Here is a 16,842-nt window from a genome sequence, read left to right as displayed (position 1 = left end):
ATATATATCAAAATCTTCTACCCTAACGTAGGCATTGCCCACCATATATATCAAAATCTTCTACCCTAACGTAGGGTGGGCATTGCCCACCATATATATCAATGTTGTAATCAAATTAAAAAAATCGCTAGAACAATGTCCAGCGACTTACTCATTCGTGACGTAAAAGTTTTTATCTTTCTAATTCTTGACTAGTACCAATTCCCAAAATCTCACTTGCAAGTTAAAGAGAATTGGTATAGCAGCCCCTAAGCGGTATACCACTCTGGAGAACGTGCCATTAGAGGAGATTCAGTGTAGGTTGTACCGTTCATCACCCAAACCTTGTTTTCACCTGTTTCATAGTTCCGCCAGAAAATGTCAGTTTTGCCATCTCCATCAACGTCAGAAATACTAGCTTTCCAAGCAGGGCTTTGAGTTTGTAGAGAGACATCGCTCGTTACAGTTGAGCCATCCATAATCCAAACTTTATTCTCACCTGTTTGTTCGTTATACCAGAAAATATCGGTGTTTCCATTACCGTCGAAATCACCAATTACAGATTTCCAACCTGCACCAGCAAGTGTAGGTAACGCAGCATCAGTTACAACATTTCCTTCATCAAAGAGCCAAACTTTGTTCTCACCTGTTTGAGTATTGTGCCAAACAATATCAGTCTCAAAAGATTGAAGACCGAAGTTGAAGTCTCCAAAGCTAGATATTTGCCATTCTGCACCCAGTGTAGGTAACGCAGAAGGAGTAGCAGTTGTACCATTCATGAACCAGACAACGTTCTCACCGGTGACATTGTTGCGCCACAAGATGTCGGTATTGGTATCACCATTGAAAAAGCCTGCTTGAGCCGTCCAATTTGTATCAAAAGTATCCAAAGCAGTTTCAGAGGTAATGGTAGTGCCATCCATCAACCAAGCTTTGTTTTCCCCTGTTTGAGCATTGCGCCAGAAAATATCTGTTTTGTTATCGGCATTGAAATCAACAAGGGTTGGATTCCATTCAGCACCCTGTGGAGTCAACGCAGTCTCAGAAACAATTGTTGTCCCATCCATTACTAAAGCAGTGACTTCACCTGTTTGAGTATTGTGAATGAGGAGGTCTGTCTTGTTATCCGCATTGAAATCAGCAATGTTCAAAGTCGAGCCTGGAGTTACTGTTTTTATAGAAGCCTCAGCGAGAATATTGGTGCCATCCATCAACCAAATGGCGGTTTCACCAGTTTGAGAGTTATACCAGAGTTTGTCGTTTTTTCCATCACCATTAAAATCAGAAATAATGGCGGAACTTGTCATTAAGGGATTAGGATTCTTCGCTGGAGTAAGTCCTGGTATTATATTGTCAAATACTGATTCTGTCTCTACCGGTAATGACGAGGAATTAGTGAAACCCTGAAGAGTTAAATCATTATCTAAACTGTTCTTGTCTTTAATTTGAAAAGCATTAGACTTAATTTCTGTGCTGAGAGATTCCGACATGATGTTTCTTTATCTTTAGTGTTCATACATTTTTTAACCCACTTTTCTTGTTGGTTATGTTAATCCTTAACAGATTCAATGTATTTTTCATTTTTACTTTTGTTCTTATTTTGTTATCTAAAAAACAAAATATTATAATTGTTTTTATCAATAAGTATGTTAATTAATAACATTTAATATGTTTAATTTTTGATGTTAATCTAACGGATATTTCTTACAAAAAGGAGTTTAAATTACAATTTAAAGATGCAATAAAATCATAATAAAAATGTTCGTTATGAATTTCAAATGCATTTAATAGCTGGGTAGGTACAGTAGGGGCGAACGGTTGTTCGCCCTCCTATGTGTATTGCACCAAATTATAAAAATTTAAGCGAACCAAAACCACGCACACACAAAGCACTACGTCACACTTCGTGCTTTGTCTGTGCAACTAGTGCTGGCGAGAAGGGAGTATCGCTACACGAATTTTTCAAGAAGTCAAAGAAAAAATAATAAAAATAGGGATGTATTGTACTACATCCCCATGAAAGTTATTAAGTTAAGAAAAAAGTGAGATTAAAGAGTAGGAATATACTGTTGCTTCTCAGGCACGGTGGTATACTCAGCTACAATTTGACGGAATTCCTCACCATCAATACTTTCTTTCTCAATGAGCAAATCAACCAATCTATCCATGACGGTACGGTGCTCGCGCACAATCTTTTTCGCTACTTGATAGCATTCATCTACTATTCCACGGACTTGAGCATCAATTCGAGCGGCAATAGCTTCGGAATAATCAGATCGGCTCATCCAATCACGACCTAAGAAAACCTCTCCTGTTTGGCTTTCCAAAGACATCGGACCTAGATCGGACATCCCAAATCGTGTCACCATTTGCCGTGCCATACCGGTCACTTGTTGCAGGTCGCCTCCAGCACCAGTGGTCACTTCTGCAGAACCAAAGATGATGTCTTCTGCTGCACGACCACCCAAAGCACCAGTAATTCTAGCTTTGAGTTGCGATCGCGTGATTAACCCTTGCTCCTCATTGGGAATAAACCAAGTCAAGCCCTGTGCTTGTCCCCGTGGAATGAGGGTCACCTTTTGTACTGGATCGTGGTCTTTGAGCAACGTACCTACAATGGCGTGACCCACTTCGTGATAAGCAATTAAACGCTTGCTCTTGCTGTCTACCAATGGGGTGCCTTCCATACCAGCAACAACCCTGTCTACAGCATCATCAATTTCGCTGTTAGTGATTGCCTCTTTACGCCGTCTAGCAGTCAGAATAGCAGCTTCGTTAAGCAAGTTGGCTAAGTCTGCACCAGTAAATCCAGGGCAGCGACGGGCAATTACTTCTAAAGAAACACTGGGGTCGAGTTTCTTGTTTCGAGCATGGACTTTTAAAATTTCCAAACGTCCTTTGATGTCGGGTGCATCATGCCCCGCTGCTGGACCTTGAGCACCATCGAACATTAAGCCCATTGCCGCTACGTGTACTGCAACAAATCGATCGTAGATGCTCTGCTGGCTACCCTCTGGGTATGTATGTTTTAATGTTTGCAGGGCATTCACAAAAGCATGTTTCTCTTCTGGAGTTAGGTCAACAACGCTCTTTCTGACATTTGCTTCTTGAGTCACAGGGCTTCTGTGAGCAAGACGGATGTTCTCTGAGTAACCGCTAGCAGAACCAGTATTGGATGAATCAATTGCACTTTGGTCACCTGCCGTTAATTCGGGATGAAAACTGTGATTAAAAATCGAAGTTGATGCCTGCCCATGCTTTTGAGGCTCAGCATTATGGGAAATTGCTGGTGTTCCAAACACAATTAAAGCAGCAACCATACAAGCAAGAATTACTGTTCTGATAGTTTTGCGGAGCATTTTCATAGTCTGTACGTAATTGTTTTGTCAAGACCCAAAATTTTTCAGAGACTTGACCAAGAAAAAAAGCATTTAAGTATATAAATTTACAGAATACGAACTGGCTCACAATAGAAAATCTTTAGGAAAACCCTTCTATTCTTTCGCATATTCCGCAAAAACTGTTTTTTTGTTCCAATAGTTTTCTTACAATCGGGGAATAAAAAATCACTCACTCGCAGAGAGAAATTTCAGTGTTTCGTTATAGAAATAATAATCGTAGGTTGGGTTGAGCAAAGCGCGAAACCCAACACAATTCAATCCGGTTCAGATAATTTTGAAGATGTTGGGTTTCCTGGCGTTAACCCAACCTACGAGATAATTTTGAAGGTGTTGGGTTTCCTGGCGTCAACCCAACCTACGAGATAATTTTGAAGGTGTTGGGTTTCCTGGCGTCAACCCAACCTACGAAACAATCGTGCTACAAATATTTCTTGAGCAATAACCCCAATTTTTCCTTTGTTTCTATTGGAGCTTTTTCCAGGTTGGTCAAAACAGCGTATTTCAATGCTGAATGTGCCTCACTTGGCGGTGGATTCTCACTCAACCGTCGCACTGTCTCTTGAATGACTTTTTGAGCATTAACTGCATTTTTTTGCAAATTACTGACTACCATCTCAACTGTCACGCTATCGTGATCTGGATGCCAACAATCGTAATCTGTCGCTAGCGCTAAAGTTGCATAGGCAATTTCCGCTTCCCGTGCTAACTTTGCTTCTGGCAAATTGGTCATTCCAACGATCTTTGCACCCCAACTGCGGTAAAGATTTGATTCTGCTTTTGTTGAAAATGCTGGTCCCTCCATGCACACGTAGGTACCACCTTGATGCAAGGTGACATCTGGCAAATTTAAAGAAGCGATCGCAGAAGCTAAAACCTCAGCCAAGCCCTTACAAATTGGAGAGCCAAAAGCGATGTGAGCAACTATTCCTTCTCCAAAAAATGTTGACACTCGATTCTTAGTTCTATCAATAAACTGGTCGGGAACCACCATATCCAGTGGTTTCACTTCTTCCTTGAGAGAACCAACGGCTGAAGCAGAGATAAGATATTCTACACCAAGTTGCTTCATTGCATAGATATTAGCACGAAATGGCAACTCTGAAGGTAACAGCGTATGATTGCGCCCGTGACGAGCTAAAAATGCGACTCTCGTACCATCCAATGTTCCCAGTATCAAAGCATCAGATGGGGAACCAAACGGTGTTTGGATTTGCACTTCTTCCACATCTTTGAGTGCATCCATTTTGTATAAACCGCTGCCACCAATAATTCCAATACGTGCTTCTGCCATTATCTTCAACCAAATAAGTCAGTAGTTAATAGTTACTTGTCCTCTGTCATTCGTCATCAGCACCCTTACAAATGACAAAGAACAAAGAACAAATGACTATTAACAGTTAAAAATATTCTACTCGTGAATCTATACCTTGCGAGCGTAAAAAGTCAGACTGTTTTTCTGCTTCAGAACGACTGTTATACTGTCCGGCATTCACATACGCTCCCAACCTAGAATCAGCTTGGAAAGCATTAGGCACGTATTGACGTACTCTGTTTAGAGTATCGTAATTGCGAATTGGTACCACTACAACATACCGATTTTCGCGTCCGGGATTCGATCCTGTGGGATTGCCATTAGGATAACCAGGATAGCTCAACCCTAACGCTTGCCAAGTTTGAAAATCTACAAACCCATGAGGTTCGAGCCCGCGATTTCTTTGAAACTGAACAACAGCATCTCTACTTGCAGAACCGTAATAGCCAGTCGTGTTACCTCTAAAAAATCCTAAATCCTGCAACCGGCGCTGCACCATTTCAACTCGCTGGCTTCTCTCACCCAGACAAATTTCACCCCTATTAGCCGCACAATTGGAATCGCCAGAATTTGATTGTGCTAAAATATTTGATATGGTGTCTAGGGTTTGGTAGTCAGCAACACCACTGGAGCGAATTCTGTAATTTTGTTGAAAACGTTCTACAGCCTCTCGAGTTGTTGAACCATAGTATCCTGTTGGATTTGCATTAAAATAACCCAACTGCTGCAAGTCCTCTTGCAGTTGTCTGACTTCTTGACCTGAGTCGCCCGGTCTTAAAGCGTAGGAAGTATTACTATCACCCCCACCCATACCATTATTGCCAAAGGGTGGTGGGTACTCGGGTAGAATGGGTGGATAGTTTTCGGCTTGGATGGGTGGGTAGTTGGGTTGATTTAAACTAGCACGTATCGCTTCTTGTGTTCTTGTACCAACGATGCCATCAGGACGTATCCCATAGGATTGCTGGAAGTTATAGACTGCTCGTTCTGTTTCTGAACCAAAATAACCTGTTATATCACTGTTGAAGTACCCCAAACGCTGCAAATCTTGTTGCAATCTTCTGACAGATGCACTTGTCGTCCCCCGTCGCAAATTCCCGTTGACAGAACCGCCATTAACTCTGCTTTGACACTGCGATCGCAGAAGTTGCTGCGTTTGTTTCCCTACAACTCCGACAGCTGGTAGACCGTTGGCGCGTTGGAACCGAATCACAGCTTCCTGCGTTCTGTTAGCAAATTTGCCTGTTACCTGACTGTTGAAATAACCTAATTTTTTCAAACAACTTTGAATGTTAGCAACTTCCGGTCCATCACTTCCTAATTTCTGGGCTGATAAAGCCTGCTCTGCCACATTTAGGACGGATAATATTAAGGCTACAGACAACAAAGGCATTGCCGCGCTGCTCGATAATTTTTGCCAAGTTACATTGGCAAACAAGCCATCAGCCTTGGTAGAAGCATGGCGATCGCTGGATATTAGTTGACTAGCTGAAGCTTTAGGGGAATGTGTAATACTTTTCATAACTATAGTTATTTGTGTTTGTATTGTTGACAAATCTATATAACGGGGTTTTAATGGTTAGGGCGGTAGGGTACTAGTAGTTCGCTTTATTCATGTGTGATGTCCCCTCTCCGGTGCTTTAAATGAGAGTGTTTGGATCGATGCTTTAGAGGGAAAATACCAAGTTTTGAGTAAATCATTTTACTCACCTAAAAGCAAACAGTATTTTATTTGATAGTGCCTTATATTACCACGTTCTGCTACACCTTAATAGCACCTATTCAATTCTGCCGATGAATACCTTGAGGCTGCTGGTATGCTTGTTTGCCTACAATCTATAGCAGTCCCATAAATTCCTTATTGTAATCTTTTATGACAGCGGAGTATCAATGCTACATCAATAGATTTTTGCCATCGAAAAACACTTCTTTTCATCACCACCCCTGCCTCTCAGTCCCCTGTGAATATTAGCTACATCACTTGTTGTTGGTATTCCGGAAAAACTTTTTAAAAATATTGTGTCAGCAATTATTGCAAACTCTGATTTTTATAATAATTTTATATAAGAAAAATTAGTATATAAAAGATTTATATATAAAATAATTATTTAGGTAACATTTCAAGGCATAGAAATGCGCTATTTAAAGCGTCTTTACATAGGTGAAAGGTTGGTGCAAACACCTCATCTGAACGGATGTGCATCATAAAACAATAATGGTTCAGTTAGAGGAACTGAACCAATAAATGACCGATCGTGTTGGGTTTCGTCCCCAACCCAACCTCCATTCGTCTTCACTGAACCGATTTGGGTTATAAAATACCTGTGGCCAAATTTGAAGTTTTTTTAAGAAAATAACAATAAAAATCAACAGAATAATATTGCAGTTAGAAGTCTACTGCAATTTGCTTATTGTTGTTGTGTTTGTTCCTCTTGCTCTGATTGCTCGGACTCTTCCTGTGGGTCAGCTTTTCGAGTATTCCCCGTTTTCACCCAACCTTCTTGATCGCTCCCTTCTATACGAATCTTTTGCCAAGCGCGATCGCTGCTTTCTTGCAAAACGATAACTCTAGAATTAAAGCCAACTCCACCAATACGTTCAGCTTCTGACAGTGGTTCTGCCCGCAAACTCAAGCCTTGAGGCCAGGTTACACGGGCATTGTAAGCTCCTGGCGGTAATTCTTTTGGTGATTCAGTAGGAGATGGAGTTGGTTGAGCAGGCGCTTCAGCTTTAGACTCAAGCGTGGAGTTTGGTTTTTTGGCTGCGCTTTTAGAAGCCACTGCTTTTGGCTTTTTCCCTTGCACTGGAGGAAAATCGTTGGCAAAAGTGGGTTTTGGCGGTGGTGCGGAAGTTCTGTTCATGAAATACAAAGCAGTAGCAACACCACCTCCCACCAGAATGGTGAGCGCTAATAAAATACCAAGTATAAATTTCAGTATGTTACCAATCATACATACACCCTCAAGGTCAATAGTTACTAGTCATTTGTCCTTTGTCATTTGCCCTTTGTCAAGACTAATGACCAACGACAAATGACTTATGACAAATGACTCATCTATTATTGCAGCTGGCGTTGAATGCGATTGCTCAAAGGACTGTGTTTGGAAGCCAGTCGCGCCCTACCCGCAGCAGCCCATTCTTGCAGTTTCTGAATTTGCTCAGTAGCGGTTCGAGCTAAGGGAATGATTTGGCTGGCGGACTCTAAAATATCATCGGTTGTAAAATCTCGGTTTTGACTAAATCCAATGTGCATGGCTTCAATCAAAGTTTGCTCAATTTCTGCCCCGGAAAAATCAGGTGTTTCATAAGCCAGTCTGTCAATATCGTAATTTTTTAAGTTATGGGGACGCAATCGAGATAAATGCACGGTAAAAATTGATTTTCTCTCGTCTTGGGTAGGAAGACCAACAAAGAAAATTTCGTCAAACCTTCCTTTTCGCAGCATTTCTGGTGGGAGTGCTTGGATGTCGTTAGCAGTAGCGACAACAAACACGGGTGAGGTTTTTTCAGCCAACCAGGTAATAAATGTCCCAAAAACACGACTGGTTGTTCCTGCATCACCTTTACTACCAAGCCCGGAGAATGCTTTATCTATCTCATCTATCCAGAGAATACAGGGAGCAAGGGCTTCTGCTACTTGTATCATTTGTCGCGTGCGGGATTCAGATTCACCCACCAAACCCGCAAACAATCTTCCTACATCCAAGCGCAGTAGAGGTAAATGCCAGTGATGGGCGATCGCTTTAGCTGTTAGGGATTTGCCAGTCCCCTGAATCCCCACTAACAACAAACCTCGGGGGTGGGGTAAACCGTACTGTCGCGCTCGCTCGGTAAATGAACCACCACGACGCAGCAGCCAGTCTTTGAGGTTATCCAATCCGCCAATATCGGAAATTTGCTCTGTTGCAGGGTAAAAGTCGAGAATTTGGGTTTGGCGAATAGTTTGGCGTTTTTCTTCCAAAACCAAGTCCACGTCTTCTGGTAAAAGTTCGCCGTGAGTTGCGATCGCTCTTGCCAAAACTCTGCGAATACGCTCCATTGATAACCCTTGGCAAGAACGCACCAAATCATCCATCACTTTACCAGTAAGAGAGTTACCAGTTGCTCCTAACAAGCGTTCTATTTCCCCTCTAATTTCAGTAGCTGATGGTAAGGGGAATTCCACAACTGTTAAAACTTCTGTTAGGTCGTCAGGAATCGCAATTCTGGGTGACAGCAAGACGATATTTTTTGGTTGTGACTTGAGAAGTCGGGCGAGGTTGCGGAGTTTGCGAGCGATGGCCACATCATCTAAAAATCGATGATAGTCTCGTAGAATAAATACTCCGGGTGCGGATGCAGGTATTTTTTCCACAAATTCCAAAGCTTGCAAGGGATTGCGACGACCAAATCCCGCGTCGTTGGGATTACCTTGGTAACCATCCACAAAATCCCAAGTATATACAGGTCGATTACCCTGATTTGCTGCTTCTTCGCGGATAGTGGCTTCTACCCGTTCCTCCTCATAGGTGGGAATGTAGAGTAGGGGATAGCGGGCACGTAGCAGCAGTTTAAACTCATCACGAAAGGTCATAGGTAACAGTCATGAGTTATTGGTTATGTAGTCATTAGCCATTAGTTGAGAGTCAAAAGTCAAGAGTCTAAAGACAAGAAAATGATTTGCTTGAAGGAAATGTGGGCTCGGATATGATATTTTAAGAGTCTCTGGAGGTAAAAATTTGGACAAAAGTTTGCTGGAAAAGTTTCGTAAAGCGTACCGGGATTTGGAACTCTTCCCGCTTATTACTTGGGAACAGATTGAAGCATTCCGGGTAGATTTTGCCAATGAGACCATTGCCCGTTTAGAGCAAGCTGTGGAAGATGCGCCCTCAAACGGCAAAATCATTTTTGCTGGGCACCGGGGTTGTGGCAAATCGACTCTACTGGCAAAATTTTCTGCAAAAATGATGGAGCAAGGCTATTGTGTTGCTTTTTTTTCGGTGGCTGACATGATTGAAATGTCAGATGTTAATCATGTTAACATTTTGTATGCGATCGCCCTCAATCTACTAAGCCAAGTTAAAAAAGTTGGAGTACAAATACCCCAAGCAACTGAACAATCCTTATTGGACTGGTTCACAACTACTCAAACAGAAACCGTGACCAAAGACTTGAAGTCTGAAGTAGGAGTGGGTGGTGACTGGTTTAAAATTATCACTGCCAAGTTGAAGAACGAAGCTACATTTCGCGAAGAAATCAAAAAGACGTATTCACGTAAAGTTTCCGAACTTGTCAAAAAAACCGATGAAATTGCCGGAATTATTCAAGCCTACACAAAAAAAGAAGTTTTAGTTGTTATTGATGATTTAGATAAACTAGATTTAGGGTTAGTTGAAGAAATTTATAAAAATAATATCAACTCTCTGTTTTTACCTAAATTCCGAATCATTTATACTATTCCTATTTCTGCAATCCGCAATAATGAATTACTGGCAACTTTACAATCAGTAGCATCCCGTGTTTATTTAATGAGCATCTGTAAATTCTTTAAAAAAGGAGATAGCCATAAAGAAGATGGAATTCCAAAGGAACAGGCAGTAAAATTATTTCTAAATATTCTGAAAAAGCGTGTTCCGGAAGAATTAGTTGAGCCAGATATTGCAAGGCAACTTGTTCTTAAAAGTGGCGGTGTTGTGCGAGAGTTAGTCAGAATTGCCAGGGAATGCTGCTCTCAGTGCTTGCTATTAATTCGTGCTGAACCAGAACGAACGGACATAAAGATTAATGAAGAAATTTTGCAATTAGCTGTTAAGGACTTGCGAAATGAGTTTGCTCGTCCTTTGGGTGAAAATTTGTTTAACATATTAGTAACAACATACGAAAATCATACCCCTAAAGATGCCAAGAGTGAAGAATTTCTCTCTCTGCTGCACGGATTATACGTGCTGGAGTATGAAAATGATGATGTTTGGTACGACTTGCATCCAATTGTGGTGGATTTACTTAAACGCAAGCAGTTGATTGCATAATGTCAACAATTGATGTCAAAGCTGAAAATCAACGTAATTATCAGAAGTTAATGGTTGCCTTGGAAGCAAGCCAGGGTATTTTAAACTTGCTGATAGCAGTTTGTGATGACCGCAATTTGCGCGAAAACCTCATTCGGCAATACGAAACGGAACTTCGACAGCAGGGCTTTCTTACCTATAGGGTGCGGGTACGCAGTCAAGATCCCAGTTTACGCTATGCTCTAGGGCAATTGGTAGAAAAAGAACCAAATTTGCAGCAGGGACAGCCAGCCGCAATCACGGTGTTGGGAATAGACGAGCTACTGTCAGTGAAGTTAGATGCACCCAAATCAGAGCAAGACAGGTTTTTTGGCTACCTACAGTGGACAAGGGAAGCACTGCGACAATTCCGCTTTCCCATTGTGCTCTGGTTAACCGAGCCAATATTGGTTCGTTTAGAAGAACGGGCACCAGATTTTTGGAGCTGGAGGGGTGGAGTCTTTTGGTTTAGGAGTGAGTTACCTTCTGTAGAAATACGGAATACTGCAATATCACCATTGCAGCACACAACTGCATCAGAGAAAACTAGCGGTTTACCGTTGGAAGAAATATTACGGCTGATTGAGGAAATTGAGGCACAAAATCAGGAATCTCCTTTACTAGCAACACTTTACGATAGTTTGGCACAAGCCTATAGGCAACGCTATGACAGCTACCAAGACCGTGAATGGGCAATTCAAGCATATGAGAAGGCAATTGCGTTACAAGAAAAATTAGGCTTAAAAGCTGACTTAGCCAGTAGTTTAGAAAGTTTAGGAGACCTTTATTTTGAACTGAAAAAACAAGTTAAATTAGCTGACGATTACTATCAACGGGCTTTGGAAATCTACCGTCAGATCGGCGATCGTTTGGGGGAAGCAAACACCCTCATAGCCATCGGCGATGTGTTGCAGTTCCTAGACCGCCGCGATGAAGCATTAGAACGCTACGAGCAAGCATTGGATTTCTACCGTCAGATCGGCGATCGTTTGGGGGAAGCAAACACCCTCAAAGCCATCGGCGATGTGTTGCAGTTCCTAGACCGTGTTTGAGTACGACGAAGTTATGAATAACCAACGTCGTGCTATCTACGCCGAACGTCGTCGGGTTTTAGAAGGTCAAGACCTGAAAGAACAGGTTATTAAGTACGCTGAAAAAACGATGGATGACATCGTTGACTACTATATCAACCCCGATTTACCTTCCGAAGAATGGGAATTGGATAAGTTGGTAGATAAGGTGAAAGAATTTGTCTATCTGCTAGCTGACTTGCAGCCAACTCAACTAGAAGATATGTCAATGGGTGAAATTAAAGCTTTCTTACACGAACAAGTAAGAATTGCTTACGACTTGAAGGAAGCCCAAATTGACCAAATTCAGCCTGGGTTGATGCGCCAAGCAGAACGGTTCTTTATTCTGCAGCGAATTGACACTTTGTGGCGGGAACACTTACAGCAAATGGATGCATTACGCGAATCCGTTGGATTGCGCGGTTACGGTCAGAAAGACCCGCTGATTGAGTACAAGAGTGAGGGTTACGAATTGTTCTTGGATATGATGGTTAACATTCGCCGAGATGTCGTTTACTCGTTGTTTATGTTCCAGCCCCAGCCTCAGCCAATGATGCAAACATCATCTGAGATGGTTTAAGGTTGTAGAGATATCATGTAAAGACGCAAAGGTATCTAGTATCCCTTTGCGTCTTTGTTTTAGGATAGGGCTATTTCATTCTAAATACAGCAGATTTCAACGCGGAGGAGGTACAGATTGTTGTAAGGGCGAACGGTCGAGAGCCCCTACGGGTGTACTTCATTTACCTGAAATGTGCTGTAAGTCCTTTTAGGATAATGAAATAGAATAAGTGTTTCCACTAAATAATAGCCACCAAAATTTTTGACTGGGTCTAGCTAATAGCAAATCCAAAAATAAACCGGGCACCTCTGAAGAAGAGGTCCCCGGTTTGGGTTGATATTTAGATTGATTTCCCAAAATTCTAGGTAATAGATAACCGCTCCGTCAAGAGAGCAATTAGTTAAGCTTTGTAAAAATTAAGAATTAAGCCCACTATCTATTTTCTTCTGACTTCTGCGTGAAGCCCTCAGGGGATGGTACGGGATACCCCATGCGTACTATTCCTTAACAGGCGGGTGAAGTCATATGCAACCGCAGAAGAGAACAGTTCTTTTCACAACCACGAGAAATTAAGACTTTGAGCCACTTATTCTACGAAATGGCTCTTATGTCGTTCTGAATATTTTCATTAAATAACAACAACAATGATGTTTTGGCAATTCCACCGTTTGAAAAGTGAGCTTTTGATTTTGGATATATAACTCTGACTTGCATTCCTCATTCTTACACTGTTGTTATCCGTGCCTTCAAGAGTATCAGAATCCTCGACTGAATAATTTCTAACTACTTATTTTTCTTCTCATCGTTAGCATTCTCTCCTGAACTGCCTCCCACTTCTCCCGAGACACTCTCACTGCTTCTACTCTGCATTTGACTATAAGTTCATTGACATACAAGTAGTTTGTTAGTGCCTTTATATCTTGTTTTGAAAAATTAGTCATTTGTGTAGTAAGGTTTAAGCTCTTTAGTAATTTCTGACGAATTCTCTCTACAAATGCTGGATTTACACCATATGAAATAACCTGAGTTCCCAAGTTTTTCTGCCTCCTCATAGCTTTTAATAACGAAATTCGTAATGCTTGCAATTCCCGATTCAATAAAGACGTAATATCCGAATTGAATATTGCTGATTCATTAATCATATAACTAAGTACACTAGCAATGTTACCAGTTAAATTACTCGAAGATTCTACGTTTTCAAGGCAAAGTCCAATTCTTTCTTTTGAAAGATTACGAATATTATTTATAGCACCTGACACAAGTAAATCAGAGTCGGACACAAGTAAATCAGAGTCGGATATTAATACTTGCTTGTTTTCATCATCAATTACTTCATCATCAATTACTTCATCATCAATTACTTCATCATCAGTTACTTCATCATCAATTACTTCATCATCAGAAGTATATTTAAGAATATATAAAAAAGCTTTGACATCTTTGCTAAAAGTAGAAAATGCTTGAGCCAGTGAATGAATTAGAGAGTGAATTTTCAAGCTATGACGAGCAAGGAAACTAGCAATACCATTAGCGTGGATAAAAGCTTCTACACTAATAGAGTTTTCGGCAACATATTCATTATCAACTTTAGAAACAAGTAGTAAGAAAGCAATAGCTAAAGAACGTCTAACAATAGGTTGAAAAGGACTATTTAAAATCTTTGTAGATTCGTCTGCCCAGTTGATAATATTCCTAATCAAAGAAGAGTTAATAATATACTTTTGTGATTCTACTTCCATCCATTCTATTAACTTATCTGCGTTACTTACTGACCCCGCAATTAGAAGAAAAACTTCTTGCCATCGCTCTGTTGTTAAATATTGCCCTAGTAACTCTTTGCTATAATCTGAGTCTTGACTAATATACTGAGCTGTCAAATATTCTTGAACAGTCAAATGTGAGAAAGAAAAAATATCTTCTGCTCGTTCCACGAGAATACCTTGTTGAATAGCAATAGCATTTAAGACGGCCTCACCGTCTAAGTACTTAGGTTTATCAACTGTATCTGCTAGGAACGTTTTTATCTTATCTATTATCTCTTCTTGTGTAAAAAAGAGTTGGTCGTTAATAAAACCTTCATGAGCTATTTCTGAAAGTAAAACCTTTTCCAGGTCCGGGTTTAGCCCTTGGTAAATTTCATCCCGGTAAACCCGTTTCTCCGCTGCCCACTCCTCCAACAAAATATCTAACGCCTTCTTGTATAATCTTCCCCGATTGATAGGGAAGCCTTGTGTGCGGTCATAGACCATGCAAAGAAATGTCAGCAACAGTGGGGTCTGTGCTAGTTCTTTAGCAGCAACATTACTACGATTATTTAAAGTTTCCCAGCATTTCTCAGCAGTTCCTGTTTCCCGATCTAGTTCTGATTGAAACCAGTTACGAATGAATTCCTGTATCTGCTCATCATCAAAGTCTGCCAGTTCAATATCACGGAAGCGATGCCATGTGCTGCGGTGGGCAGCGATGCGGCAAGATGCAATGTAGCGATTTTGATCGTAGCGAGTGACAAAGTCTTGAATTGCATTAATAACCGCAATCAAGTTTGCTTTGGGAACTTCATCTAGTCCATCTAGCAGGATCAACAGCTTACCCTGTTTTAGAAAATTAATGGCAAACTTTTGAGAAGAAGGGAAGCCAAGGTTTTGCAGTTCCTCGGCAATTACCTTATTCAAATCAATTATGTTAGAATTTAACCTTTTAAGCTCTACATATACAGGGATAGAGCGATGCTGGTATTTGCTCATCTTACCTTTCAGAGCTTCCAGCCCAATCCTTCTTAAAAAGGTGGACTTGCCTGCTCCAGGTCCACCTAATACCATCAGATACTGATATTCGTTAGCAACAGTGAAGCCATCAAGTGTTGCTAGCTCTTTGGTTTGGAAACGACGTTTCCGACCTTCTCGATAAGTTTGCTCCAGGGCTTCCAAAGAAATAAATTGGCGAATGCTTAACTCATCTAAAAATCTAACCTTTGTGTAGATGGATTCTAAAGAAGCATCCTGCTTCATACCTAAAATACGGATGCTACCATAGCGCGCAGTATATCGATTAGCATATTCGTTAAAAGTAGTAACATCTATTTGTATCTGGGCATCGATTTTTTCTTCAAGAGGGTAAGTTGAGCTAATTTTTTCAATTGGAAGTGCAGAAATATTGGCACTAACACTTGCTTTCTCTGGTGAACCAATTGAATCAGTTGATTTTTGACCAGTAATTTCTTGCCAATCTAGCCCTAACTTCTTACAAATCCTAGTAAAGATATCACTACTTACTGGTTTACCTTTAAAGAATTTATCAACTGGTTGACGGCTTACCTGTAGTTCTTTCGCTAATTTTTGCTGGCTCCACCCTTTGCCAGTAAGAGATGTTTTTGCCTTTTCTATCCCTACAGCACATGCTTTTAGCGAATTCTGTGGCATGGTTAAATTACGTTCATATAGAGTGAAAAGCTAAAGTCATACCAAAAGTATACAATAGTTATTCATTTCTCTAGCCATGTAACTGCTGAACTTTAAGTATCAAATTAGGAGACTGAGAGTGTAGTGATTCAAGGACAAACAGTCTATGAAAAACAGGACTCTACTCTCATCTTCAACCCCTAACCACCCCAGCGATAGTGAACCCAAAAAGCCCAGCGAGAAGAAACCCCAACATTGGAACTGGCGAACACTATTTAGAATCATGAGGGATGTTGGCTCGGTTCTTTCAGTCATTACGACATTCTTGAAAATTCTTCAGGAATTAGGTTTGTTGTAAATTGATCTGAACCAACTTACGGGTTGTGGGGGCTTACAAAAGTATCCTATTTTACAGATACCTTGACAAGCTCCCGACTTAATGTCCGAAACACTAGCTTATATCCCTTGGGTTCTTTTATGAAATAACCAGATGAACTTAAGATGCATACGATGGGCTTAACGCGCTACTGCATCATAGCTACCTTTACAGTACTTTCCCACTTATATAGATAAGCCAAGTAGTGTACAAGAATTTTAGTGATAAATACTTACTCACCACTTCGCTAGTTATATAAGGTCAATTGTTCCTGATTGGGGTGCAAGGAAAAATAAAAATTGATGAAGGAGCTTCAACGTTTGAAGTGTTGATTTGGATGATTAATCAGTCTATTGCCGTACTTCAACAGATTAATTGCCAGAAGAAAGAACAAAACGTGAATAACCACAAATAGATTTAATTCCTCTGTTCCCATCTGCTCAAGCCAAGCCCTTTCCTCCACGAAAGAGCCACAACGTGGAATAGGTGGCTCAAAGTACTAATTTCTTGTGGAGTGGCGTCACCAATCTTGAGTGTTTTGCCACTTAGGGTCAATTGTTGGTATTTGATCTGTGGCGAGCGCAGATTGTAATAGCGAAAATTAATCTTATGTCGCTTATAACGTCTAGAAAACAAACAAGGCAAGCGTTTTACGCTGTTACAATTTTCTACAGCGTTACCTTATTGGGTGAGATTCTACAACGATGTTCTTAACCTT

The 16,842-nt window shown here is 40.8% G+C and carries 9 protein-coding genes and 2 pseudogenes; 4 read left to right on the top strand and 7 right to left on the bottom strand.

Annotated elements, in window-relative coordinates:
* Positions 1-248: 248 nt before the first annotated feature.
* The 6 genes and pseudogenes from ACYRY3_RS12295 to ACYRY3_RS12270 all read right to left on the bottom strand — a co-directional run bounded on the left by ACYRY3_RS12295 (position 249) and on the right by ACYRY3_RS12270 (position 9,265).
* The gene (locus ACYRY3_RS12295; protein ID WP_460201951.1) at positions 249-1,469 is read right to left on the bottom strand and encodes an FG-GAP repeat domain-containing protein; all 1,221 of its coding nucleotides are present in this window, start codon (positions 1,467-1,469) and stop codon (positions 249-251) included.
* A 558-nt stretch (positions 1,470-2,027) separates the two neighbouring features.
* A pseudogene (locus ACYRY3_RS12290) lies at positions 2,028-2,894 on the bottom strand (cell division protein FtsH); the annotation flags it as partial.
* 904 nt (positions 2,895-3,798) lie between these two features.
* A complete protein-coding gene (locus ACYRY3_RS12285) occupies positions 3,799-4,671 on the bottom strand; it encodes an S-methyl-5'-thioadenosine phosphorylase (RefSeq protein WP_460201950.1) in 873 nt (290 codons plus the stop codon).
* 106 nt (positions 4,672-4,777) lie between these two features.
* On the bottom strand, positions 4,778-6,214 hold the full coding sequence (locus ACYRY3_RS12280; protein ID WP_460201949.1) for a peptidoglycan-binding domain-containing protein: 1,437 nt from the start codon (positions 6,212-6,214) through the stop codon (positions 4,778-4,780).
* Between the two features lie 886 nt (positions 6,215-7,100).
* On the bottom strand, positions 7,101-7,643 hold the full coding sequence (locus ACYRY3_RS12275; RefSeq protein WP_460201948.1) for an SH3 domain-containing protein: 543 nt from the start codon (positions 7,641-7,643) through the stop codon (positions 7,101-7,103).
* 107 nt (positions 7,644-7,750) lie between these two features.
* Positions 7,751-9,265, bottom strand: coding sequence for an AAA family ATPase (locus tag ACYRY3_RS12270; protein ID WP_460201947.1), 1,515 nt, complete (start codon positions 9,263-9,265; stop codon positions 7,751-7,753).
* Between the two features lie 145 nt (positions 9,266-9,410).
* Here ACYRY3_RS12270 and ACYRY3_RS12265 point away from each other — a divergent pair, with 145 nt between their 5' ends.
* The 3 genes and pseudogenes from ACYRY3_RS12265 to secA all read left to right on the top strand — a co-directional run.
* A complete protein-coding gene (locus tag ACYRY3_RS12265) occupies positions 9,411-10,700 on the top strand; it encodes an ATP-binding protein (protein ID WP_460201946.1) in 1,290 nt (429 codons plus the stop codon).
* Positions 10,700-11,770, top strand: coding sequence for a tetratricopeptide repeat protein (locus tag ACYRY3_RS12260; protein ID WP_460201945.1), 1,071 nt, complete (start codon positions 10,700-10,702; stop codon positions 11,768-11,770). Before ACYRY3_RS12265 ends, ACYRY3_RS12260 begins: the two co-directional genes overlap by 1 nt.
* Positions 11,763-12,368: pseudogene (gene secA, locus ACYRY3_RS12255) on the top strand (preprotein translocase subunit SecA); the annotation flags it as partial. The gene ACYRY3_RS12260 and the pseudogene secA, both read left to right, overlap by 8 nt.
* Positions 12,369-13,129: 761 nt before the next feature.
* Here the strand turns inward: secA and ACYRY3_RS12250 are convergent.
* Positions 13,130-15,769 (bottom strand): NACHT domain-containing protein, encoded by a 2,640-nt coding sequence (locus ACYRY3_RS12250; protein WP_460201944.1) that lies wholly within the window; start codon positions 15,767-15,769, stop codon positions 13,130-13,132.
* A 145-nt stretch (positions 15,770-15,914) separates the two neighbouring features.
* Here ACYRY3_RS12250 and ACYRY3_RS12245 point away from each other — a divergent pair, with 145 nt between their 5' ends.
* A complete protein-coding gene (locus tag ACYRY3_RS12245) occupies positions 15,915-16,106 on the top strand; it encodes a hypothetical protein (protein WP_460201943.1) in 192 nt (63 codons plus the stop codon).
* The last annotated feature ends 736 nt before the right edge of the window (positions 16,107-16,842 follow it).

This window comes from Scytonema sp. NUACC21, from assembly GCF_054684315.1.
The sequence above is the reverse complement of the archived record's forward strand: the minus strand, read 5'-3'. Positions and strand labels throughout refer to the sequence as shown.

Coding starts and splice junctions, on each gene's coding strand:
- ACYRY3_RS12295 (WP_460201951.1), bottom strand. CDS start 1,469: ATGTCGGAATCTCTCAGCACAGAAATTAAGTCTAATGCTTTTCAAATT.
- ACYRY3_RS12285 (WP_460201950.1), bottom strand. CDS start 4,671: ATGGCAGAAGCACGTATTGGAATTATTGGTGGCAGCGGTTTATACAAA.
- ACYRY3_RS12280 (WP_460201949.1), bottom strand. CDS start 6,214: ATGAAAAGTATTACACATTCCCCTAAAGCTTCAGCTAGTCAACTAATA.
- ACYRY3_RS12275 (WP_460201948.1), bottom strand. CDS start 7,643: ATGATTGGTAACATACTGAAATTTATACTTGGTATTTTATTAGCGCTC.
- ACYRY3_RS12270 (WP_460201947.1), bottom strand. CDS start 9,265: ATGACCTTTCGTGATGAGTTTAAACTGCTGCTACGTGCCCGCTATCCC.
- ACYRY3_RS12260 (WP_460201945.1), top strand. CDS start 10,700: ATGTCAACAATTGATGTCAAAGCTGAAAATCAACGTAATTATCAGAAG.
- ACYRY3_RS12250 (WP_460201944.1), bottom strand. CDS start 15,769: ATGCCACAGAATTCGCTAAAAGCATGTGCTGTAGGGATAGAAAAGGCA.
- ACYRY3_RS12245 (WP_460201943.1), top strand. CDS start 15,915: ATGAAAAACAGGACTCTACTCTCATCTTCAACCCCTAACCACCCCAGC.